This window comes from uncultured Fibrobacter sp. (genome assembly GCF_900316465.1).
In the GTDB taxonomy this organism is placed as follows: Bacteria; Fibrobacterota; Fibrobacteria; order Fibrobacterales; family Fibrobacteraceae; genus Fibrobacter.
This window is the reverse complement of record NZ_ONDD01000012.1, coordinates 34662-57503: the sequence shown is the minus strand read 5'-3', so window position 1 is coordinate 57503 and position 22842 is coordinate 34662. Positions and strand designations below refer to the sequence as shown.

The following is a 22842-nucleotide window of genomic DNA, read 5'->3' as shown; positions in this document are numbered from 1 at the left end:
AATTTAAAAGGTTACAACCATGAAACTCTCCAAGTACTTTTACGTCACGCTCCGCGAAACGCCGAGCGATGCCACCATGCCCAGCCACATCTTCCTCATGCGCGGCGGCTACATCAAGCCCGTTTCTACCGGTATCTATTCCATGATGCCGATGGGCTTCCGCGTGATCCAGAAGATTGTAAACATCATCCGCGAAGAAATGAACAAGATTGGCGGTATCGAAGTGGACCTGCCGGTGGTACAGACCGCTGAACTCTGGAGCGAATCGGGCCGTTACCAGGCCATTGGTGAAGAACTCCTGCGTTTCAAGGACCGCAACAACCACAACATGGTGCTCGCCATGACCCACGAAGAAGCCATGACCGACCTCGTGCGCTACGTGCTCAACAGCTACAAGCAGTTGCCGGTGATGCTCTACCAGTTCAAGACCAAGTACCGTGACGAGGCCCGCGCCCGCGGCGGCCTGATCCGCGTCCGCGAATTCTTGATGAAGGACGCCTACAGTTTCCACACCAGCCAGGAAGACCTGGACCGTCACTACCAGGAAGAATACGACGCCTACCTCCGCATCTACCGTCGCGTGGGCATTGAACCGGTGGTGGTGCAGAGCGATACGGGTATCATGGGCGGTAAGGTCGCTCACGAATTCATGCTCGACACTCCGAATGGCGAAGACTACTTGATTCTTTGTAAGAAGTGCGGCTACCAGGCCAACCGCGAAATCGCTAAGTTCCAGCGCGTGCCGTTCAAGGGCGACGAAAACGCAGCCCTCGAAAAGGTCGCCACGCCGAACAGCGAAAGCATTGAAGAAATCACCAAATTCCTGAACGTTCCTGCTGAATCGACCGCCAAGTGCGTGTTCTTCGACTTCGAAGGCAAGCTCATCACGGTGGTGGTTCCGGGCAACCTTGACGTTTCCGAAATCAAGCTCCACAACTTGCTGAAGGCCAAGGAACTTTACCCTGCCGAAGACAGCCTCATCAAGGCCTGCGGCATGGTTCCGGGCTTTGCTTCCCCGATCAATTCTCACGATACCCGCATCATCGTCGATGAAGCCATCGCCGATTCCTTCGACCTCGTGACCGGCGCAAACGAAGAAGGCTACCACTTCAAGCATTGCAACCCGAAGCGCGACTTCCCGAAGTTCGAAGTGGCCGACATCGCCGAAGCGAGCGAAGTCTGCAAGTGCCCCTGCTGCGGCGAACTTCTCACCGAGACGCGCGGCATCGAAATGGGTAACATCTTCAAGCTCGGTACCAAGTTCTCTGAATCCATGGGGGCCAAGTACCTCACTGCCGAAAAGACCACCGCTCCGGCCATCATGGGCTGCTACGGCATCGGCGTGGGCCGCTTGATGGCATCCGTCGTGGAAAACAGCCACGATGACTTCGGACCGATTTGGCCCAAGTCCATTGCTCCGTTCCAGGTGGAAATCGTCCCCATCGGCAAGGAAGCCGAACTCATGGAACTCGCCGAAAAGTTCGAAAAGGAACTTGAAGCCGCCGGTATCGACGTGCTCGTGGACGACCGCGACGAACGTCCGGGCGTGAAGTTCAAGGACGCCGATTTGTGGGGTTCTCCGGTGCGTATCGCCATCGGCAAGAAGGGCCTCGCCAACGGTGAAGTGGAATGGAAGTTCCGCAACGAAAAGGAATTCACCATGGTCAAGGTGGAAGATGTTGTCGCCAAGGCCAAGGCTTACTTCGCTGAATAAATCGGCCTCTCGGTTCTATCTAAATCGATTTGCCCCGGCTTAACAGCCTGGGGCTTTTTGTTTACTCCTAAAAAGCGTATCATGAAAATACAGATTTTGAATATTCTAATAAAAATGTTGAAATTCTGATAAAATATTTGATTTTTGTATCATAAACTATTGACTTCCGTAAAAAATGGATTTATATTTAAGGGCATGAAACCGATTACGGAATACCAAGATTACCGCCTCTATATGCAGGATTATTACGACGAGAAAAAACGCTTGTCGGCGTTTTCTTGGCGTGAATTTTCTCATGCGGCGGGCTTTTCGTCGCCGACTTATTTGAAGCTGGTGTGCGAGGGCAAAACGCGGCTTTCGCCTGCGGGCGCGACCAATGTGGGGTCCGCGATGAATCTTGCCGGTTTCGAATTGAAATATTTTGAGCGCATGGTGGATTATGGTCACGCAAAGACGGATCATGAAAAAAAGATGGCCTATGAATCCATGTTGGAACTCGCCAAGAACAACAAGGCGAAAATTGTTGATGGTGAGGCGTTCCGTTATTTTGAATCTTGGGTGCATCCGGTGGTGAGGGAACTTGCTCCGGCCATGCACGGAGCGACTCCGGGCGACATCGCCAAGCGATGCTGTCAGGGGGTTACTGCAGGAGAAGTCCGTGAGTCGCTTGATTTTATGGTAAAGACGGGTTTGTTGAAAAAGAATGGCTCGGACTATGAACAGTCGGATAAGCATTTGAAAGGCTCGTCAGAGGTGATGCCGGTGGCATTGCGTTCCATGCACCGTGAAATGGCCGACTTTGCGAAAGAGGCAATAGACAAGTTTCCGCCTTCGGAACGCAACTTTACGGGGCTTACCATGGGTGTGTCTGCCGAAGACTACAAACTGATTTTAAAAGAACTTGAAGCGTGCCGTAAGAGGATCTCTCAAATTGCCCTGCAAAGCAAGGCGGTTGAACGGGTTTATCGCTTGAATTTACAGTTTTTCCCACTGACGTGGGGGGAGGACAAAGATGAAGAAGGTCGCTAAAATTTTGGCGGGCACGATTGTGCTCAGCCTTGTCGCCTGTTCCGAAGGGAACAAGACTTCGGGAGTGACCGAAGAGGATAACGCCGTTGCTCACAACGAAAGCAGTTCTTCTGTGGTGCAATCTAGCAGCTCTGTTGAGCAGGGCTTTTCGAGCAGTGCTGCTGTGGTTGTGCCGGATCTCTGGAATGGCGCGAATTGGTTCAGTTTTGCCGATAGAGAAAGGGGTGGCATGTCTAGGGTTCAGTATCCGGTCAATGTCGGATACGAGTCTAGCATGGAAGAACTCGTGGCGTATTGCGGAGGCATTTGCGCGACGATTGAACTGAAGGCTGCATCGATGCCGATGGCCGGTGTCGGCTTTATGGTGGCCGAAAACGGTGCTGCGACGGACATCTCGGAATGGGATGGCGTTTGCGTAACCTATTCGTCGGATTTTGCGATGAATGTTTCGCTGAGTGTTACCGGTGCTGATGATACGCTGAATCTGGAAGCACCGTTTGTTACGCTCCCGAAAACGATCAAGAATGTTCCTACACTTGACCAGTTGCTCAGTGCCGACAAGGTCGTGACACGTTGCGCCAAGTGGAGCGATTTCGTGGCCCCGGCATGGGTCCCGGAAAGTTCAAAACTTTCAGGCGAAGCGGCTGCAAAGCAAATCAAGGCGATTGTGTTCGTTTACAAGGGCAATTCCGAAGAGGTGGGTAAATTCAACATCAAGGAAATCGGCAAATACGATGCGACCTTGCCTCAATGGAGCGAACCCGTGAATGCGACGGATTTTGTGCCAAGCAGTTCAAGTGGTGAAGCCGGAAACGATGGCTCGCAATGCCTGTGGAACGGTGCTACCGACGGTTATCGTGTAAATACCGGATTTGGCGATGGCTCCGAAACGAGCATGGCCGGGTATTGGTATATTTTCGATGATGCCGAACAGGGGGGAGCCTCTCGATTCGAATGGAAAGACGCGGATTGTTCCATGAATCAGGCTGGTTGTATGGAATATCTGATTGATGCTTGTGGTGGTTTTTGCGGGAAATTGTATGTCAACAAGGGCTCAGCTCGAGAGGCGCATATTGGCATGGCGTTCCATTTAGATGACTATGAACCTGGTGAGACACTCCCGAAACCGGTCGATATCACTGACTGGGGTGGACTTTGTGTCACATACTGGTCTAAAATTGGATTTAACCTGATTGTGGGTATCGATTCTGTGGAGCACATTTATTTTGATTTAGACAAAACGGAGGAATTGGTGGAAAGATGCATGACTTGGGACGATTTCGATGAATACGAAAACGAAATTCCGGGTGCAGAAGCCGCAAAACAGGCTCGCTTCATCAGTCTTGAACAATGGAGCGGTGAATCAATGACTGGAGAGTTCAACATCGTGGCCATAGGCAAATATTCTGAAACAGGAGCCTGCGGAGTAGGAAAACTGGTGATAGAATAACCCTGTTTTATACGCAAACAAACCCCTGTAGTAGCCTGCTACAGGGGATTTTTCTATATTTTCGCTCGGAAAAATTTTCTCTAAGGAGATCCAAATGGACATGAAGAAGATTGCTCTTGGTTCTGCAGCGTTGGCTGCATTTGGTCTTATGGCATGCGGCGAAAAGCCTGTTGAAAAAGCTCCGGCCGCAATTACTGCAAATTCTACCGACGACCAGAAGTTCGCTTATATGCTGGGCGCCCAGTTCGGTGGCCAGAATTTCACGATTATTCCGCGCCAGATGGGTGAAAAAATCTATGAAGACGCTTTGGTTCAGGCCATTCGCGACAATGTGAAGGCTAGCAATGACACGAACTTCAAGGTGCAGATGGATACCGACAGCTTGCAGGCTGTGAGCCAGCGCTATACGGCTATTGCCCGTAAGCGTGTCGAAGAAACTCGTCCGGATAGCGCCATGTTGGCCGAAGGCAATAACGAAAAGATCAAGGCTTACGTTGACTCTGTCGCTCGCTCTCAGCCGATTGTCGACGCTCCGGCTTCTACGGGTGCTGCTGTGACCATTACGGGTGATTCTCCGGACAATACCAAGTTCTCTTACTTGCTCGGTCTCCAGTTTGCCAACCAGTTCATTGGCATCAGCAAGCAATTCCAGACTGATTTCGATGTAGACTATTTCATTCTGGGTATCAAGGAATCTGTGGCCAAGGTGGCCGATTCCACATTCCAGCTCCAGCTCCCGCAGGATTCTCTGTCGGCTGTCGGTCAGCGCTACCAGCAGAAGATGCAGGATTTGCGTGCCGCCGCTATCAAGAAGCAGGAAGAAGAAGAGGCTAAGCTCAAGGAAGAAATTGCTCCGCTCCGTGGCGATACGCTTGCCAACGGCATGCCGCAGAAGTTTAACCTGAAGGTGAAGGCTACCAAGATTTCTGTGGACAAGGCTATTGCCTCTGACCTCGAAAACCTGGAACCGTTTGCAAACAAGCCGCTCCTGGTTATGTATTTCTCTGCAACTTGCGGCCACTGCGCTCACGCAGCACCCGAAGTTCTTGCAATGGCTAAGGAATTTGCTCCGAAGGGTCTGATCACGCTCGCTGTGGCTAGCGGTGGCAACCAGAAGGTCGGTATCCGCAAGTTCATGGATAACGCCAAGTGGGACGAAACCATTAACGTGGTTTGGGATGAATCCCGCCAGTTCGGTGAACTCTATAGCGACGGTTACGTTCCGAAGGTCTACGCTGTGAACCCGGATGGCACGTATAAGATGTACGCTGCCTTCGAAAGCGAAAAGGAACAGCTCAAGAAGGACCTCGCTGATCTTGTCGCTGGCAAGAAGGTTGAATGGAACCTCGAAGCTCCGAAGACTGAAGAAAAGAAGTAATCGCTTCTAATGTCTCTCGTTGCTGAATTTGACGTAGTCGTTGTCGGTGGTGGGCACGCTGGAATTGAAGCGACCCACGCCGCTTGGAAACTCGGTGTAAAGACCGCCATGCTCACGATGGATATTAACGCCATCGGTCGTATGAGCTGTAACCCGGCCGTAGGCGGGGTGGCGAAAGGTCAGATTGTCCGTGACATCGATGCGCTCGGTGGCCTGATGGGGCTCTTGACCGACAAGGCGGGCATTCAGTTCCGCATGCTCAATATGAGCAAGGGGCCGGCCGTGTGGGGCCCGCGTGCCCAGTGCGACATGAAGTACTACAGTGAGGTTGCCCGCGAAGTCATCACAAGCCTTCCGGGGCTTTCGGTGATTCAGGGTGAACTTGCTGCCTTTACGCGCATGGCCGACGGTCGCCTGGAACTCACGCTCTTGAACGGCGAACGCTATATTACACGTTCACTCGTGATTACGAGCGGTACCTTCCTAGCCTCCAAGATGTTTACCGGGCTTGAAACGAGCACCGGCGGGCGAGTGGGCGAGCCCAGCGCCGACAAACTGTCGGAATGCCTTGCCCGCGAAGGCATTGCGCTCCGTCGCTTAAAGACGGGTACGCCGAGCCGTTTGGACCCCGATTCCATCGACTTTAACGAATGCGATGTGCAACGCGGAGACGATTCTCCGTGGCCCATGAGCGACCGCCATTTGGCAGAAACCGTTCCTGGCCGCGATGCAAATTATTTCTGGGGTGACCCGGCGAATAAGTTTGTCCGTAATGATTGCGTGTGCTGGATTACCCGTACGAACCTGAAAACGCACGACATTCTGCGTAGCGGCTTTAAGGACAGCCCCATGTTCAGCGGCCGCATTCACGGTAAGGGACCGCGTTACTGCCCGAGCATCGAAGACAAGATTAACCGCTTTGGCGATCGTGACGGCCACCAGCTGTTCCTTGAACCGGAACAGGCGGATATCGGTCGCGTCTATATCAACGGCTTTAGCTCTAGCTTGCCGGCAGACATCCAGCTGGCCGCTATCCATACGATTCCGGGGCTGACCCGTGCCCGCGTGTTGCAGATTGGCTATGCGGTGGAATACGATTCTGTCGACGCCACGCAGTTGTTCCCGACATTTGAATGCAAGAAGGTTCCCGGACTCTATTTTGCTGGCCAGGTTTGCGGCACCAGCGGTTACGAAGAAGCCGCCGGTCAGGGATTATTGGCAGGCATTAACGCCGCCCTCAAGATCAAGGGCGAAGAACCTTTGATTCTTGGCCGTTCGGATAGCTATCTGGGCGTGATGGCCGATGACTTGGTGAATATTCTGCTCGACGAGCCTTACCGCATGTTCACGAGCCGCGCCGAATACAGGCTGTTCCTCCGTAGCGATAATGCGGAAACTCGCCTGAAGGAACGCGCTCACAAGATTGGTATGATTTCGGACAGCGACTACTCCGATTGGAAGCGCCGTCAGGAACTGATGGCGACTGCCCGCACCCGCATGACCGAAGAATCGGCAACGCCCGACCAGGCTAACCCGATTCTAGAAGCCGGTGGCCAGGCTCTTTCGACCGAGCGCACCCGCTGGATCAACGTGCTGCGCCGTCCGGGAATCGACCCTGAGCAGTTGTTCCGGACCGCGCTGCCCGACCTGAATCTGACCCGCCGCGACCAGTGGTTCATGTACGCCGAAGAAATCTACGCAGGATTCTTCGACCGGCAGGCCCGCGAAATCGACGACCAGAAGAAGATGGAATCCGTGCGCCTGCCCGTCGACTTCGACTACATGCAGGTGACCGCGGTCAGTATCGAAAGCCGCCAGCGCTTAAATGCCCACAAGCCCTTGACGCTCGGCCAGGCTAGCCGTATTCCCGGCGTCCGCCCGGCCGACATTACCGTGCTTGCCCATTGGCTCGAAAACAAGAAACTGAACGGCTAGTGGTAGTCCAAAATCGCCTTTTTTAGCTTAAAAAAGCATAATTTTTAATTGCAAAACCTAGGAACAGGCGATTTTTTTACTATTTTTGCGCCGTCAAATTAACAATATTTCCAAGAGGTCTATTATGTCAGAAGAAACTGAAGTCAAATCCACAGAAGAAGTCAAGCCTCAGGAAACAAAATCCCAAGAAAAGAAGGCCCCGGCCAAGAAGAAGCGCCCCCTGAACGCCAAGCGTAAGGGTCCTGCCGCTCCCAAGAAACCGGCTGTCTTTAGCGATTCCCTGGAAGAACGTTTCCCCGCCCTCGCCGCCAAGCTCAAGAAGCAGATTGAAGACGGTATCAAGCAGAAGATCAAGGATGCCCAGAACGACCCGAAAGTCAAGGCCGCCTCTAAGAAATTCGCTGAGAAGTAATCTTTCTTCGACAATTTAAAAGTGCCGCAGAGTTCGCTCTGCGGTATTTTTTTATTCTATCTAGCGAATTTGGCGGTTCGTCTTCTTTATTTTTATTGTCTGGCTTCTTTTATAGACAAATAAAAAGAAAGATTGTACATTTGTAAAAAATTTTCAAGGAGAAATCTAATGCGTAAATTGTTTGCTATTCTCGCTCTTGGTTGTTCGCTCTGCATGGTCGCTTGCAGCAGCGGTGGCGGTAAGACCGTGACCCGTATCGATACCAATTCTACGACCGATCTTTCGGGTAAGTGGAACGATACCGACTCCCGCTTGGTGGCCGACGAAATGATTCTGAGCTGCTTGCAGAGCCAGAAGATTGAAAAGATTATCGGCGAAATGGGCCGTACCCCGACCGTCGTGATCGGTAAGGTTCGCAACAAGAGCCACGAACATATCAGCGTCGAAACCTTCGTCAAGGACATGGAACGTGCACTCTTGAATTCCGGTGCTGCTGACTTCGTCGCAAACTCTGCCGAACGCGCCGAACTTCGCTCTGAAGTTGCAGACCAGCAGGGTAACGCTACCGAAGAAACCGCCAAGGAACTCCACCAGGAAACTGGTGCTGACTGGATGCTGACCGGCACCATCAACACCATCGTGGACCAGGAAGGCGGCCAGTCCGTTATCTTCTACCAGGTGGACCTCGAACTCACCGATTTGCAGAGCCACAAGAAGCTCTGGATGGGCGACAAGAAGATCAAGAAGTTCATCTCTAAGGATTCTGTGAAGCTTTAATCGCGACGCGACACTTAACAGAGAAAGCTTTTAATAACCTCGGGTAACCGGGGTTATTTTTCTATCTTTAGGCCATTCCCAAACAAGTTTTAGATTATGATCAGTATTACCAAGCTTTTGATGGATACGCCGAATTACGGTGACCAGCTGCGTTACGAACCCAAGGCTCATGAATGCAAGAACGGCGTTGCGCCGGGCCGTGGCCCTGTGGTGGTGTGGAACTGCACCAAGACTTGCAACCTTAGCTGCGTGCATTGTTACGCTCGCTCCGAGGCTATCAAGTACCAGAACGAACTGACGCACGAGGAAGGCTTGGCCCTTATTGATCAACTGGCCGATTTCAAGGTGCCGGTGATTCTTTTTAGCGGTGGCGAACCGCTTCTCCGTCCGGACTTTTTTGAGTTGGCAAATTATGCAGCAAGCAAGGGAATCCGCCCGACCATCAGCACGAACGGCACCTGCATCACGCCTGACGTGGCCCAAAAGCTCAAGGACATGGGCGTAGGTTATGTGGGCATTAGCCTGGACGGCTGCGAGGCAACGCACGATAAGTTCCGCGGTAAAGATGGCGCTTATAGGCTTGCCCTGCGCGGTATCCGCAACTGTGTGGCGACTGGCCAGAAGGTGGGCCTGCGCTTTACCATTACGCGCTACAACGTGCAAGACCTGAACGCCATTTTCGACCTGCTCGAAGCTGAAAACATCGACCGCGTGTGCTTCTATCACCTAGTTTACAGCGGTCGTGGTTCTGCCATGGTTGCAAACGACTTGAACCACGAAGAAAGTCGCAAGGCAATGGATTTAATTATTGACCGCACGCTAGACTTCAAGAAGCGTGGAATCGACAAGGAAATCTTGACGGTGGACAACCACGCCGACGCCGTTTATCTGTATCGTCGCATGCTGCGCGAAGACCCGGCCCGCGCCGAAAAGGTGCTGGAGCTTATCCAGCGCAATGGCGGAAACCGCAGCGGTATGGCCTTCGGTAACATCGATAGCATCGGTAACGTTCACCCGGACCAGTTCACGCAATACATTACGCTGGGTAATGTGCGCGAACGTAGCTTTGGCGAAATCTGGAGCGATGAAAGCAACCCGATTATGGCTGGCCTCAAGAACCGTAAGCCGATTCTGAAGGGTCGCTGCCCCAAGTGCGCCTATCTGAACCTTTGCAACGGCAACTTCCGTACTCGCGCCGAGGCTGTAACGGGCGACTTCTGGGAAGAGGATCCGGCCTGCTACTTGACCGACGAAGAAATTTCAAATGTGTAATGTGGAATGAGTAATTGATTATTTCACATCACTTATCGCACATTTCGCATTCGTATGACCGAACTTGAACAAAACCTTCTCGCCATCATCCAGGACGCTTTTCCGGTGGAAGAACGCCCGTATCAGGTGCTGGCAGGTCAGCTTGGTTCCGACGAACAGACCGTTTTTGCCGCTGTCGAGGGACTGCGTCAGTCGGGCGTTATCCGCCGTATCGGGGGCGTGTACGATTCTAGGGCGCTTGGCTTTATCTCTCGCCTTTGTGCGGGAAAGGTAACGGAGTCCGCCATAGAAGCGTTCGCAACCGCTGTTAATGAAATTCCTGCGATAACTCATAATTATCAGCGCAGCCACGAATACAACGTATGGTTTACGGTCATTGCCCAGTCCGAAGCTGAAATTCAAAAGATTGTCGATGACGTTTGTGCGAAAACAGAACTGCACGATGTACATGTGCTCTTGGCGACCAAGAAGTTCAAGATTAATACGGTCATGGGCGGCACTGCAGCACCGGTAATCCGTAAAAACTCCTGCGCAAGGTCGAAACCGCTTTCCGGCTCGGACCGCAACCGAATCCGCGTTGCTTGCGAAGACATCCCGCATTCGCTTACCCCGTTCAAGGATTGGGGCGTATCGTGTGATGAACTCCGCGAAGACCTGGATTTGAGACGCATGCGCCGTTTTGGAGCGATTCTTCGCCATCAAGAAGCGGGCTTTGCCGACAACGCCATGGTCTGCTTTAATACGACAAATGGCGGTGATATTCTAGCGCAAAAGCCCTATATTTCGCATTGCTATGAGCGTCCGGCTTTCGAAGGATTCCCGTACACGCTCTACGCCATGATGCATGCTCAGTCAGCCGAGGAACTGGACCGCCAAATTAAAGAGGCTGCCGAATCCATCGGCAACCCTGATTACGTCGTTTTGCGTTCGGTGCGTGAACTCAAGAAAACGAGTTTCCGCTTTTTTGCTTAATCCCTGCTAGAACTTGACTCCTAGCGAGGTATAGAGCATGCCGCGCTGTCCAAAGCTTAAAATGTTGATTGTCAGGGGGATGGTCCGCCCCATCTCGAGTCCGAGCAATGTGGTGTGGAACATGGGAATCGCTCCGTTTTCGCTGAAGGATGCGCCAAGATCCAGTTCCATGAACGGGTTGAAAAATCCAGTTGAATTGAAGTTGAACTTTGCCCTTGGCATAATGGTGTAAAGAGGCGTATTCTTGATAGGTTCCGCATAGTTGAAAACGAGACCCGTTTCGAAAACTTCTCCAACCTTGTAGCCGTAATCAATGGAAAGTGCCCCCAAGGTTCCAAAGTTGTCTTCTTCACTGAACATGCTTACAATTGCGGCGCCGATCATTCCGATAATATCCGAAGCCGTTAAAATGCCGTAACCGACGCTTATCGTATGCCGCTTAAAGGTATTTTTCTCGTTGGGATTGCTCGTTGTATCAACCGTAGAATCCTTGCTGGGATGTTCGGTGTTGTTTTCTGGTTCTCGGGCAAACGAGATGGATGTGAAAAGAAGTATCAGAAATATTGATATGATTTTAGATTTCATATGTACTCCTAAAGAATTTTCGCTTCAATTCCGATGCGGTGGCCTGTTTCAAAGCCGAATAACGTGCCTTCGTGGATTTCGTAATTCAGCCCGAAACCCGTAGAAAACCCTGCAATGTTGAAGTAGCGCATGGCGTCAAACTTCATTTTCATGCCGCGGTATTTGTCCTTCATGCCGCGATAACGCTTGTCCAGGTTCCTGTTTTCCGATTCTTCGATTCGCGCCTGGTAAAGGAAGACTTCGCTGAATTCCCAGTGGGCAGGAGTCCAGACGAGTGATGCCTTGAATCCGATTTCGTCACCGGGCTTGAAGTTTTTGTCTTCGAGGAAGGTGTTGTATCGTAAGGCAGTGCCTACGGTTAGATTCTTGGAAACCTGCAGCAGGTTGAAGGGCTCAACATTCAGGCGGTGAAAGCGGTTCTTTTGGGAACCTTCGCCGGGCGGGAATTGCCAGCCGAGATTCAACCCCAAGTAGGGGAGAATCAGTCCTTTTGCGCCCACGTAGGTCTCGTTAAAGCCATTCACATGAAGGTTACAATAATTGTGGATGTAGCCATCGGTGGAATATTCGTAGCTATAACTCAAAAAACGGAACGCGCCGTCTACGTAAAGGCTTAGGCGCGGGTGTACGGCATATTCTGCCGAGACTTCCATGTCGCCGCTGTAAACGTCATCGTCTAATTCGACTGTCCCTTGAACGCCCAATTGGGTTGCGGGAGCTATAATCGGGTGCAGGCTCTCTGTGGCAAAGCTTGCCACAAAAGCAATTGACAAAATGCACCCGAAGACTTTATTCATGTCAAGAAATATAATTTTTTTTATGAAATATATTCCCTAAACAGAATTCACGTTAGTGAAATCGCATCAGTGAGGCAATTAAAAGAATTATATTTCAGCTGATGCGTTTAATGGCCCGCAAAATAAGCTTGCTCAATCAGCTTGCAGCATTTTTTTGCTGCATCTGCCTTGCTGCCTGTTATTGGGCCGAAACCGAAAGCAATCCCGACAGTCTTCCCATAGACGATTCCGTGTACCCGTACGCCGGACTCCCTCGCTTGGTGATTGAGACCGAAGACTTTGCGGGCATTCGTGACCGCGAAACCGAGATTCCTTCGCACTTGCAGATTTACGGCGAAAAAGCCCCCGAAAGCGAAGTCTACGAACTCACTGTACGCGGACGAGGCAATTCCAGTTTTAAAATGCCCAAATACGGCTTGAAGTTGGAATTCAAGGATAAGGTGAATCTCTTTGGGATGCCCAAAAATCGCGACTGGGCGTTGATTGCTAATTATGGTGACAAGACCCATTTGCGCAATTACATGATGACCCGTCTTTCGGAATGGCTCGGTGCCAAGTATACGCCTAAAATGCAATTTGTAGAGGTTTATCTTAACCGCAAGTACATGGGACTCTATTTGCTCTCCGAAACGATCAAGGTCGCCAAGAATCGTGTGAATATCGAAGAAAACGACACAACGTTCCTTGTCGAAAAAGAGGATTCCAAAAAGTTTGATCCCCCCTATGTTCAGAGTGATAACGGTTTTTATTACCACATCAAATCCCCGAAAAATCCATCGCCCGAAACAGAAGAGCTTTTGCTGGACCATATAAACGCATTCGAAAATTTTGCGATGCGCCCGTATAGGTATAACAGCGATGAAATCGTGGATTGGATTGATCTCGACGATTACCTCCTTTTTTATTGGGTCCATGAATATTCGAAGAATGAAGATGGAAACTTTGCCCGCAGTGTACACTTTACTTGGAAAAAGGGTGAACCGATTCATTTTGGTCCCTTGTGGGATTTTGACTTGGCGTTTGGAAATGCCTCACGCGAACAGAATAAAAAGCCTGAAGAATGGTACATTCGCAGGTATCGCCTGAATTACTATCTTCTCCAAAATTCCTTGGTTGACCGCGCTGCCGTTGATTTTTGGAAAGAACACCGCGAAACGTTTAAGGCGTTGATTGACAGTGTTCCGTTGTACCGCACCATTATCGACAAGGCTATTGAAAATGAATACCGTCGCTGGCCGGTCATGCAAAATACCGAAAACTGGGCTCTGAAGGATGCTTACGGTTCTTATGACGAGGCTGTTGAAACCATGATAGAATGGATGAAACAGCGCTACCGCTGGATCGACAACGAAATCGGCTATTGAGATTTTTCTAAATTTAGCCCATGCGCAAAATTTATATGGCAGGCATGAGCCACAAGGTGGCTGAAATCGCAATTCGCGAAAAGTTCTATATCCCGATGGATGTCAAGACCGAAGCGTTGAGCCATTCGACCTTTGATGAACTTTTAATACTTGCTACTTGTAATCGTACCGAAGTTTACGTGGCGTCTGACCGCGAATTGAGTGATGTTGAATTGGTTAAGTACGTTTGTGGACTTGCTGGACAGAGTTACGACGATTTTGCGAAATTCTTTTACTTTAAGTCGGGCGACGAGGTGGCGCGCCACGTGATGAACGTGTGTGCGGGTCTTGATTCGGTGGCAATGGGTGAAGACCAAATTTTACACCAGATTGGCCGCGCCTACGAAACGGCGCACCAGTTGCATGCAACGGGGAATACCCTGAACAAGCTCTTTCAGAGTGCCATTCACACCACCAAGCGTATCAAGACCGAAACCAACTTGAGCAAGCTCAGTTGCAATATTCCGTTCTTGGCCATGAAACAGGTGCAGCACACCTTTGATGACTTGGAAAACCGTACCGTATACATTGTGGGTCTCGGTGAAATGGGCTCCTTGATGCTCAAGTATGTGCAAGAAAATACGACCAAGATTTTTGCAAGCAGCAAAACCTTTGCAAATGCCGAAAAATTTGCAGACGTGCTCACGCCGGTCAAGTTTGAAGACCGCTATCAGGTGCTCGGCAAGTGTGATGTGGTGATTCTTTGCAGCGCCTGTCAAGAGCCGATCATTACGAAAGAAGAATATGCAAAGGCGATTGGAGCTGTTGAAGTACCCGAAGGCAATGCCCCTAAAGGTGCGCTCGATGTCGTGTTTGAACGTCATTGCAGCAAGGTGGCAGAACACCCGGGCGTAAGCGCTAATGCCAAGCGCTTGGTGATTGATTTGGGTAGCCCGCGTAATGCGGAAGCTTGTATCGGTGAGATTTCTGGCGTGCAATACGTTTGCGTCGATGACCTCGAAAAGGTTGTCTCTGAAAATCGCCGCCTGCGCATGATTGAGCTTGAAGCCGCCCAAAAGATTCTGAAAGAAGGCATTGACGAATTCTTGCAGTGGATGCGCATGGACGAAGTCTCGAAACAGATTAGTGTGCATGCCGAAAGAATGCTGAAGTCGGCGAACGAAGAATCTGACAAATTGCTCCGTTCGATGCCGGATTTGCCCGAAGAAGATCGCCACCGCGTGCAAATGATGTACGAACGCTTTGCCAAAAAGATGGCCAACGATTTCTTATACAAGGTGAAGGCTGAAAATTCGCCCGAAGATGTGCAGGTGTTCCTCAAGTGCTTGGGGGCGAACAATGACTGAATGTAAGCTGCGTGTTGCAACCCGCAAGAGCGCTCTTGCCTTGGCACAAACGACCATGGCGGCCGATGCCATTGTGGTGGCGAATCCGGGTCTGAGCTATGAACTTGTCTCGATGACGACCGAAGGCGACCGCCGTCTTGATAAATCTTTGGCTAGCTTTGGCGGTAAGGGCGTTTTCATTAAGGAACTTGAAGTCGCCCTTTTAGAAGGCCGCGCCGACATTGCGGTTCACAGCTTAAAGGATATGCCGGCTGAAGTTTTGCCCGAATTCAAGCTTGCGGCGGTTTTGAAGCGCGAAGACCCGCGCGATGCATTTATTGCTCGTGGGGGAGCCGCCGGAATCAAGTTTATGGAGTTGCCTGCAGGGGCCCGCGTCGGCACCGGTAGCATTCGCCGTGTGGTGCAATTGAAGGCGCTTCGCCCGGATTTGGAATACGTACCTATTCGCGGGAACATCCAGACTCGCCTCGGTAAGCTTGCGGAACTCGACGCCGTTGTGCTCGCCGCCGCCGGCCTCAAGCGTATGGGCCTTGCCGACCAGGTGACAGAATTCTTTAGCACAGAACAAATCCTTCCGGCTTCCGGCCAAGGCATCCTTGCGATAGAAACACTTTGTTCGCCGTCCGATGAACTTGCCGACCAGCTCGCTCGAGTCAACGATGCTGAATCGTATGCCATCGCCGTCGCCGAAATGGCCTACCTTAAGGCGCTCAACGCAGGCTGTCAATTCCCGGTTGCAAGCTTCGCCGAATTTAGTGATGCGGGCACCCTCGCGCTCCGCGGCATTTACTGGGATGAATCCAGCAAACGCCAGCTCCGCGCTCAAGTCTCGCAGCCCCTTGACGCCCGCGCCGCCGACTCTGTTGCACAGGCCCGCGCCGCCGGCTTCGCCCTCGCTCAAAAAATCCGCGAACAGCTTTAATCCGGTTGCCCCGTGAATCAGAATCCCTTCGAACTCGTCAAGACAAGCGCCAAGAGCAAGGCCCGCCGCGGCCGGCTCCACACCGCCCACGGCGTGGTGGAAACGCCGATTTTTATGCCGGTGGGCACTCTTGCAAGCGTGAAGGGACTTTCTTCGCGGGACTTGCGCGAAATGCAGGCGCAGATCATTCTCGCGAATACGTACCACTTGTATTTGCGCCCAGGCACGAAACTTGTGGCCAAGATGGGCGGCGTGCAGAAATTCATGGGCTGGAATGGCCCGATGCTCACAGATAGCGGCGGATTCCAGGTCTGGAGCCTGAAGGAACTTCGCCACATTACTGAAGAAGGCGTTGAATTCCGCAGTCATCTAGATGGTTCGCGCCATCTGTTCACGCCGGAATCGGTCATGAAGGCCCAGCGCGAAATCGGTGCGGACATCATTATGGCCTTCGATGAATGCACGCCTTACCCGAGCACCGTTGAAGAGGCTTCGCACTCGCTCGACTACACGCTCAAATGGACCCGCCGCGCAGTGGATTGGCTCCGCGAAAATCCTCCTGTCCACGATTACCCGCAATTCTTCTTCGGGATTGTGCAGGGCGGCATGCATAAGGAACTCCGCCAAAAATCCATTGACGCCCTCAAGGAAATCGCTCCTGATGGCTACGCGATGGGCGGCCTTTCCGTAGGCGAACCTGTCGAAACCATGTACGAAATTGCGGATTTCTGCACGAATTCGCTGCCTGCCGACCGAGCCCGCTACGTGATGGGGGTGGGCACGCCCTGGAACTTGCTGGAACTCATCAAGCGCGGTGTCGACATGTTTGACTGCATTCTGCCCGCCAAGAACGCGCAGGACGGCCTTGTGTACACCAGCAGGGGAGTGCTCCGCTACAAGAACGCCAAATTCGCCGATGACGAACGCTCGCTAGACCCGGAATGCGACTGCCATTGTTGCCGGAACTACACACGCGCCTATGTGCGCCACCTTTTCAAGACCAAGGAACCCCTCGGCTGGACGCTTTCAACGCTTCACAACCTGCATTTCTATTTGCATTTGATGCAACAGGCCCGCGACCATATCGAGGCGGGCGATTTCGAAGAATGGTCTGCAGAAATGATCCCGCAATTACAGCGCGAAGCGGAATAATTTAGCCCGATTGCGTTTTCACGCCTTTAATGCGAACCTAAAGACAAAGCAATTTTCTTGCACTTGGCAATTTCTTTGGGCGTAAGGCCTTTACTCTTGTGGGTTCCGCCTTTTTGAATCACGCCTGCAATCTTGAATCCGCTCCAGCAGAGGATTTCCTTGAGGGCGCGAACGGTGCCGGCCGACTGCTTGAAAAACAGGTTGAATGGCCATTGCGTAGTGCATGTCGTCACAATGACAGCCTTCTTTCCCTTTAACAGTGGAATCGGGTAATCGCGTTCGCTGTGGTCCATCATGCCGTAAACCCAGCGGTCGAATAGCATTTTGAGTTGCCCGGTCATGTTGCCCCAATAGCAAGGCGAACCGACCACTAGGCCATCACATTCTTGCACCATGCGAAGAATCCGTTTCGCATCGTCCTCCGGCATCACGCAATCGTGAGCGCTACGGCATTTCATACAACCGATACACGGGCGAAATTCCAACTTGCAGACATCAATGATATTGACTTCGGTGCCATTTTCAAACAGCTCGTTGCCTATGATATTCAGCATTTGGCTGATGTTTCCGTCTTTGCGCGGACTCGCATTTAAAATGACCACTTTTCTCATTGTGTCTCCCACCAGAAGAATTTGTTCTCCTGTTAAACACCCCACAATCTACAAAATGTCACTTTATAAATAAAAATCCCGGGCATTGCTGCTCGGGAGTATTTCTGAGATCCTTTGACTTCGCCCTATGGGCTTCTACCCAAAGGGCATAACTCAACTACAGAACTAAAGTTCTAAGTTTCGTATAGCTCAGGATGACACTTCGTGTCACTTGAACAGATTCTTCATCTTTTCAAGGAAGCTTTCTTCCTGCGCGGTTTCCTTGTCGTGACGCAGTTCCGCGAGTTTCTGGTAGAGTTCCTTCTCTTCGCGGCTCAAGTCCTTCGGGATTTCCACGCCGATGTTCACGTAGAGGCTTCCACGGTCGCCGCGCTTGTTCAGCGGGTACAGGCCCTGTTCGCGCAGGCGCAAAATGCTTCCGGCCTGAGTGCCGGCCGCAATCTTGATCTGCACTTCGCCACCGTCCAGCGTCGGGATTCGTTGCGTACCGCCAAGGACCAGCTTGTGGACCGGCACCTTGATTTCGCAGTGCAAATCGTCGCCTTCGCGGGTGTAGAAGTCGTCAGGCTTTTCGGCAATGACCGCCAGCAAGTCGCCGCAGGCACCGCCGCGAGGCCCGCAGTTGCCTTCGCCACGCAGGTTCAGGTACTGGCCCTCGGCAACGCCCGCCGGAATCTTGATGGAAATCTCTTCGGTTTCCTGCACACGGCCCTCGCCGCGGCAACGGCTACACGGGTTCGCGATGACTTCGCCCATGCCGTTACAAGTGGGGCAGGCGCTTTCGGAAACCATCTGGAAGAATCCGCCAGAAACGCGACGCACGCGCCCCGTACCCTTACAGGTTTCGCAAGTCTTGATGTCGGTGCCGCCCTTGCCGTTACATTCCGTACACGGCGTGTAGCGTTTCAGACGAACCTTCTTGGTGCAGCCCTCGAAGATTTCCTTGTAGCTGAGCGCCACCTTGATCTGCAAATCGTTTCCGCGCGGAGGCCCGGCCTTGCGACCGCCTCGACGGCTGCCGCCAAAACCACCGAATCCGCCACCGAAAATGTCGCCAAAGTTCGCGAAGATATCCTCGAAACTGAATCCCTGGCCGCCGAATCCGCCGCCACCAAAACCGCCACCGGGGGCGTTAAAGCCGAACTGGTCGTACTGCTTACGCTTCTCGGGGTTGCTGAGCACGTCGTAGGCCTCGGCAGCCTCCTTGAACTTCTCTTCGGCTTCCTTGTCGCCCGGGTTCTTGTCCGGGTGGTACTTAATGGCAAGTTTCTTGTAGGCGTGCTTGATCTCGTCAGCACTCGCGTCCTTGCCGACGCCTAGAACTTCGTAATAATCTCTTTTTTCAGCCATTTTTGCGCTCGCTCATTTTACGCAAAAAGGATTGCTCCCTAAAAGAGAGCCAATCCTTTCTGTATGAGGCCGATAACCGGCGACACACCGATTACCTGCCGTACGCTTAATTAGTCAACCACTTCCGCGTCGACGACTTCCGGACCGTCGCCCTTCTTGTCGTTCTTCGGCTGTTCAGAAGCACCCGGCTGCGGACCCGGCTGAGCCTGGTTTGCACCGGCGGCCTGGGCCATAGAGCTGATCATGCCCTGGAGCTTGTCCATAGCGGCCTTGATCTCTTCCTTGGTGCCGTTGTCCTTCTTGGCCTTGATGTCGTCGATAGCAGCCTGCAGCTGGCTCTTGGTGTCGGCCGGGAGCTTGTCGCCAAATTCCTTGAGCTGACCTTCAGCCTGGTAAGCCATCTGTTCGGCCTGGTTCCTGATGTCCACCAGCTCGCGCTGTTCCTTGTCCTTGGCAGCGTTGGCTTCGGCATCCTTCACCATCTTGTTGATTTCGTCTTCGGAAAGGCCGCTGGAAGAAGTAATCTTGATGGACTGTTCCTTGCCGGTTTCCTTGTCCTTGGCAGACACGTGCACAATGCCGTTCGCGTCGATATCGAAGGTCACTTCGATCTGCGGCACGCCACGCGGCTTCTTCGGGAGGTCGGTCAAGTCGAACTTGCCGAGCGTACGGTTGTCGCGGGCAAATTCGCGTTCGCCCTGCAGCACGTGAATCGTCACGGCCGGCTGGTTGTCTTCGGCGGTAGAGAACACCTGGCTCTTCTTGGTCGGAATCGTGGTGTTACGGTCGATGAGCTTGGTCATCACGCCACCAAGAGTTTCGATACCCAAGGAAAGCGGGGTCACGTCGAGGAGCAACACATCCTTCACGGAGGAGTCGCCGCTAAGCACGGCACCCTGGACGGCAGCACCGATAGCCACCACTTCGTCCGGGTTCACAGTCTTGTTCGGTTCCTTGCCGAAGAACTTGCGCACGGCTTCCTGAACGGCCGGGATACGGGTAGAACCACCGACGAGAATCACTTCGTCGATTTCGCTCAGGGAGAGGCCGGAGTCGGCGATAGCCTTGCGGCAGGGTTCCATGGAGCGTTCCACCAAGTGGGCGGTCAGCTGGTCAAACTTTGCACGGCTGAGCGTGAGGTCCAAATGTTTCGGGCCCGAAGCGTCGGCAGTGATGAAGGGGAGGTTGATGTTCGTGGAAGTCGTTGCAGACAGGTCGATCTTGGCCTTTTCGGCGGCGTCCTTCAAACGCTGCAGGGCCATCTTGTCCTTCTTCAGGTCGATGCCCGGATTGTCCTTCTTGAATTCGTCGTTGATCCAGTCGATGATGACTTCGTCGAAGTTGTCACCGCCGAGCATCGTATCGCCGTTGGTGGCCTTCACGCTGAACATGCCGTCGTCGATTTCAAGGATGGAAATATCGAACGTACCGCCACCGAGGTCATACACGGCGACCTTTTCGCTCTTCTTGGAGTCAAGACCGTAGGCAAGAGCAGCAGCCGTCGGTTCGTTCACGATACGCAGCACTTCGAGGCCAGCGATCTTGCCGGCGTCCTTCGTAGCCTGACGCTGGGAGTCGTTAAAGTAGGCAGGGACCGTAATCACGGCCTGCGTCACCGGCTGGCCCAGGTAGTCCTCGGCAATCTTCTTCATGGTCTGGAGAACCATGGCCGAAATCTCGGGAGGAGCGAACTGCTTGTCGTCCACCTGCACGCGGACCGGGTCGGAACCCGTGCCCACCAGCTTGTAGGGCATGTTCTTTTCAGCAGCGGAGCATTCGCCAGCCGTACGGCCCATGAAACGCTTGATGGAGTAAATGGTCTTTTCGGGGTTGGTGATAGCCTGGCGCTTTGCCACGTGGCCCACCAGACGTTCGCCGTTCTTGCCGAAAGCGACAATGGACGGGGTGGTGCGGAAACCTTCCGCGTTAGCGATGACGACCGGCTTGCCGCCTTCCATCACGGACACGCAGCTGTTGGTCGTTCCCAAGTCAATACCGATAATCTTGCTCATAATGAGTCTCCTATTTTTAAATTCTTGCCGCCCGCGAATCAATCTGAACGGGGCGATTTTTTACGCCCATACATAAGCAAAACCCGTGCCAAATGCTAATAACTGGCAAAAAACGGCCATTTTGTTTCGTTCTGAAACAAGAAAAGCCCCTAATTCGGGGCAAAAAAAGCGCGTTTCATATTAAAACGCTCTGTATAGGAGGGGGAGGGTTGGACTTTCTCTTCGATCAAGTCCCAACTGATTGGCTCAATCATAGCCATGCGAGCTTGGCTGCGATATTCGCCTTGTTCAGTTGTCCCCCTGCTGAGTTCATGAGCAACTCCCTTCCCGACGTTAACAATCTCTACCAACGATTTTTTATACACTAAATAGGTTGCAATTCGGTGTGTTTTTATATATATTATATAAAAAGAGGTTGCTTTTATGTCACAAACTACCTTTAGCATCAGAATGGATGACGGCCTGAAAAAAGACTTTGACAAACTTTGCGAAGAGTTTGGCATGTCGATGACCACGGCGATAAATGTCTTTGCTCGTGCCGTTGTGCGCGAGAAGAGGATTCCCTTCGAGGTTGCGTCCACAAAGGCTTCCGCCTATGCCGCCGACAGACGCGCTTTCTACAATGCAAATCCAGTTGCGAGCCGCATGTCGATGGTGATGCGCCAGCTTTCTGCCGAGGCCGAAAGAGCTGGGGCCGCCGATATGACTCTAGACGAAATCAATGCCGAAATTGATGCAGCTAGGAGCGGTCGATGAAGTATTATGCGGTCATTGACACGAATGTCATTGTTTCCGCTTTGCTGAAATGGAACTCTGTTCCTGGAGTTGTATTGCAGGCAGTTTTTAATGGATTTGTTGTTCCTGTATACAATGATGAAATTCTGAATGAGTATCGCAATGTTTTGAATAGGCCGAAATTCGGTTTTTCTTCAGAGTTGATTTCAGAAACCGTATCCCAGATAGAATCCTTGGGTGTTATGGAAAATGCTTTGGAAACTGTTGCAGAAGCCATGCCCGATCCAAAGGACATTGTCTTTTATTCCATTGCGCTTTCTCATGGTAAAACAGCCGAAACGCATCTTGTAACGGGGAATGTCAAGCATTTCCCTGCAAATCCGATTGTAGTCACCCCGCGACAGATGTTGGATATTCTGTGCATGTAGTAAAACCCCCGGCCTTCTTTACGAGAGGTCGGGGCTTTTAAATGAGGGAGAAACCACCCCCTTACGCAGATTGCTTTGTCAGGCTTACGCAATGTCGGCTTTTCTAGTCGAACTTGGCTTGTAGGCGGAAATCCGCTACCGGTGCCTGTCAAGATTTAATATACAAAAAAACTACGATGCGAAAAGTATCGCCAGCAGGGCCATCCATTCGCGGCGGGATAAAAAGCCCTCTACTTCATAAAGGATCTTTCCGCAGTACTCTTTTATTTTGTTGCCGTCCACTTCGTATATCGTGGGGCCGCAATAACGTTTTAGTTTTTTTCCGTCGAATTCCAACAGGGTCTTTCCGCAATATTCCTTTATTTTATCCCCGTCTATCTCGAAAATGTTTTTGCCGTAATATTCTTTCACCTTGTCGCCATCAATTTCGTAAAGAGTCTTACCATAGTATTCCTTGATTTTGCCGCCTTCTATTTCAAGCAGCGTCTTGCCGTAATATTCCTTCAGTTTAGCCATGATATCCTCTTTTTTTGGGGCTTCCATTTGAATATAATAAAAACCCCGGCCTTCGTTACGAGAGGTCGGGGTTTTAAATGAGGGG

Annotated in this window: 21 protein-coding genes; 15 read left to right on the top strand and 6 right to left on the bottom strand. The window is 51.9% G+C overall.

The window, feature by feature from the left end:
* Positions 1-19 precede the first annotated feature (19 nt).
* From QZN53_RS06340 to QZN53_RS06300, 9 genes are all read left to right on the top strand, one after another.
* Positions 20-1714 carry a proline--tRNA ligase gene (locus QZN53_RS06340; protein WP_163438044.1) on the top strand — a complete coding sequence of 565 codons (1695 nt, stop codon included), beginning with the start codon at positions 20-22 and terminating at the stop codon, positions 1712-1714.
* Between the two features lie 195 nt (positions 1715-1909).
* Positions 1910-2743, top strand: a complete 834-nt coding sequence (locus QZN53_RS06335) for a TIGR02147 family protein (protein WP_163438042.1) — start codon at positions 1910-1912, stop codon at positions 2741-2743.
* On the top strand, positions 2727-4193 hold the full coding sequence (locus QZN53_RS06330) for a hypothetical protein (protein ID WP_163438040.1): 1467 nt from the start codon (positions 2727-2729) through the stop codon (positions 4191-4193). The genes QZN53_RS06335 and QZN53_RS06330 overlap by 17 nt, the downstream gene beginning before the upstream one ends.
* 94 nt (positions 4194-4287) lie before the next feature.
* The gene (locus QZN53_RS06325) at positions 4288-5571 is read left to right on the top strand and encodes an FKBP-type peptidyl-prolyl cis-trans isomerase N-terminal domain-containing protein (protein ID WP_163438039.1); all 1284 of its coding nucleotides are present in this window, start codon (positions 4288-4290) and stop codon (positions 5569-5571) included.
* A 9-nt stretch (positions 5572-5580) separates the two neighbouring features.
* Positions 5581-7506, top strand: a complete 1926-nt coding sequence (gene mnmG / locus QZN53_RS06320; RefSeq protein ID WP_163438037.1) for a tRNA uridine-5-carboxymethylaminomethyl(34) synthesis enzyme MnmG — start codon at positions 5581-5583, stop codon at positions 7504-7506.
* A gap of 124 nt (positions 7507-7630) precedes the next feature.
* Positions 7631-7918, top strand: a complete 288-nt coding sequence (locus QZN53_RS06315; RefSeq protein WP_163438035.1) for a hypothetical protein — start codon at positions 7631-7633, stop codon at positions 7916-7918.
* A gap of 168 nt (positions 7919-8086) precedes the next feature.
* The gene (locus QZN53_RS06310) at positions 8087-8695 is read left to right on the top strand and encodes a penicillin-binding protein activator LpoB (protein ID WP_163438033.1); all 609 of its coding nucleotides are present in this window, start codon (positions 8087-8089) and stop codon (positions 8693-8695) included.
* 96 nt (positions 8696-8791) lie between these two features.
* Positions 8792-9967 carry a putative heme d1 biosynthesis radical SAM protein NirJ1 gene (nirJ1, locus tag QZN53_RS06305; RefSeq protein WP_163438032.1) on the top strand — a complete coding sequence of 392 codons (1176 nt, stop codon included), beginning with the start codon at positions 8792-8794 and terminating at the stop codon, positions 9965-9967.
* Positions 9968-10021: 54 nt separating this feature from the next.
* Positions 10022-10939, top strand: a complete 918-nt coding sequence (locus tag QZN53_RS06300; protein WP_163438030.1) for an Lrp/AsnC family transcriptional regulator — start codon at positions 10022-10024, stop codon at positions 10937-10939.
* Between the two features lie 6 nt (positions 10940-10945).
* On the opposite strand, the gene QZN53_RS06295 is transcribed toward QZN53_RS06300, so the two are convergent.
* Together QZN53_RS06295 and QZN53_RS06290 are read right to left on the bottom strand one after the other, a co-directional pair.
* A complete protein-coding gene (locus QZN53_RS06295; protein ID WP_163438028.1) occupies positions 10946-11524 on the bottom strand; it encodes a hypothetical protein in 579 nt (192 codons plus the stop codon).
* 8 nt (positions 11525-11532) lie between these two features.
* Positions 11533-12321, bottom strand: coding sequence for a hypothetical protein (locus tag QZN53_RS06290; protein ID WP_163438026.1), 789 nt, complete (start codon positions 12319-12321; stop codon positions 11533-11535).
* A gap of 101 nt (positions 12322-12422) precedes the next feature.
* Between QZN53_RS06290 and QZN53_RS06285 the strand changes: the two genes are divergently transcribed.
* The 4 genes from QZN53_RS06285 to tgt are packed head-to-tail and all read left to right on the top strand — an operon-like array spanning position 12423 to position 17105.
* On the top strand, positions 12423-13685 hold the full coding sequence (locus QZN53_RS06285) for a CotH kinase family protein (protein WP_163438024.1): 1263 nt from the start codon (positions 12423-12425) through the stop codon (positions 13683-13685).
* A 20-nt stretch (positions 13686-13705) separates the two neighbouring features.
* The gene (locus QZN53_RS06280) at positions 13706-15031 is read left to right on the top strand and encodes a glutamyl-tRNA reductase (RefSeq protein WP_163438023.1); all 1326 of its coding nucleotides are present in this window, start codon (positions 13706-13708) and stop codon (positions 15029-15031) included.
* Positions 15024-15953 carry a hydroxymethylbilane synthase gene (gene hemC / locus QZN53_RS06275; RefSeq protein ID WP_163438022.1) on the top strand — a complete coding sequence of 310 codons (930 nt, stop codon included), beginning with the start codon at positions 15024-15026 and terminating at the stop codon, positions 15951-15953. The genes QZN53_RS06280 and hemC overlap by 8 nt, the downstream gene beginning before the upstream one ends.
* A gap of 12 nt (positions 15954-15965) precedes the next feature.
* Positions 15966-17105, top strand: a complete 1140-nt coding sequence (tgt, locus tag QZN53_RS06270; protein ID WP_163438020.1) for a tRNA guanosine(34) transglycosylase Tgt — start codon at positions 15966-15968, stop codon at positions 17103-17105.
* A 26-nt stretch (positions 17106-17131) separates the two neighbouring features.
* Here tgt and QZN53_RS06265 read toward each other — a convergent pair whose 3' ends face one another.
* The 3 genes from QZN53_RS06265 to dnaK all read right to left on the bottom strand — a co-directional run bounded on the left by QZN53_RS06265 (position 17132) and on the right by dnaK (position 21078).
* Positions 17132-17716 (bottom strand): flavodoxin family protein, encoded by a 585-nt coding sequence (locus QZN53_RS06265; protein WP_163438018.1) that lies wholly within the window; start codon positions 17714-17716, stop codon positions 17132-17134.
* Between the two features lie 207 nt (positions 17717-17923).
* Positions 17924-19066, bottom strand: coding sequence for a molecular chaperone DnaJ (gene dnaJ / locus QZN53_RS06260; RefSeq protein WP_072797818.1), 1143 nt, complete (start codon positions 19064-19066; stop codon positions 17924-17926).
* A gap of 110 nt (positions 19067-19176) precedes the next feature.
* The gene (gene dnaK / locus QZN53_RS06255; RefSeq protein ID WP_163438017.1) at positions 19177-21078 is read right to left on the bottom strand and encodes a molecular chaperone DnaK; all 1902 of its coding nucleotides are present in this window, start codon (positions 21076-21078) and stop codon (positions 19177-19179) included.
* Positions 21079-21501: 423 nt separating this feature from the next.
* On the opposite strand from dnaK, the gene QZN53_RS06250 reads away from it, so the two are divergent.
* Both QZN53_RS06250 and QZN53_RS06245 read left to right on the top strand, forming a co-directional pair.
* Positions 21502-21834: a type II toxin-antitoxin system RelB/DinJ family antitoxin gene (locus QZN53_RS06250; protein WP_163438016.1), complete on the top strand. Its 333-nt coding sequence runs from the start codon at positions 21502-21504 to the stop codon at positions 21832-21834.
* Positions 21831-22241, top strand: a complete 411-nt coding sequence (locus tag QZN53_RS06245; protein ID WP_163438015.1) for a putative toxin-antitoxin system toxin component, PIN family — start codon at positions 21831-21833, stop codon at positions 22239-22241. Before QZN53_RS06250 ends, QZN53_RS06245 begins: the two co-directional genes overlap by 4 nt.
* A 171-nt stretch (positions 22242-22412) precedes the next feature.
* Here the strand turns inward: QZN53_RS06245 and QZN53_RS06240 are convergent, their stop codons facing one another.
* The gene (locus QZN53_RS06240) at positions 22413-22757 is read right to left on the bottom strand and encodes a hypothetical protein (protein WP_163438014.1); all 345 of its coding nucleotides are present in this window, start codon (positions 22755-22757) and stop codon (positions 22413-22415) included.
* Positions 22758-22842: the final 85 nt, after the last annotated feature.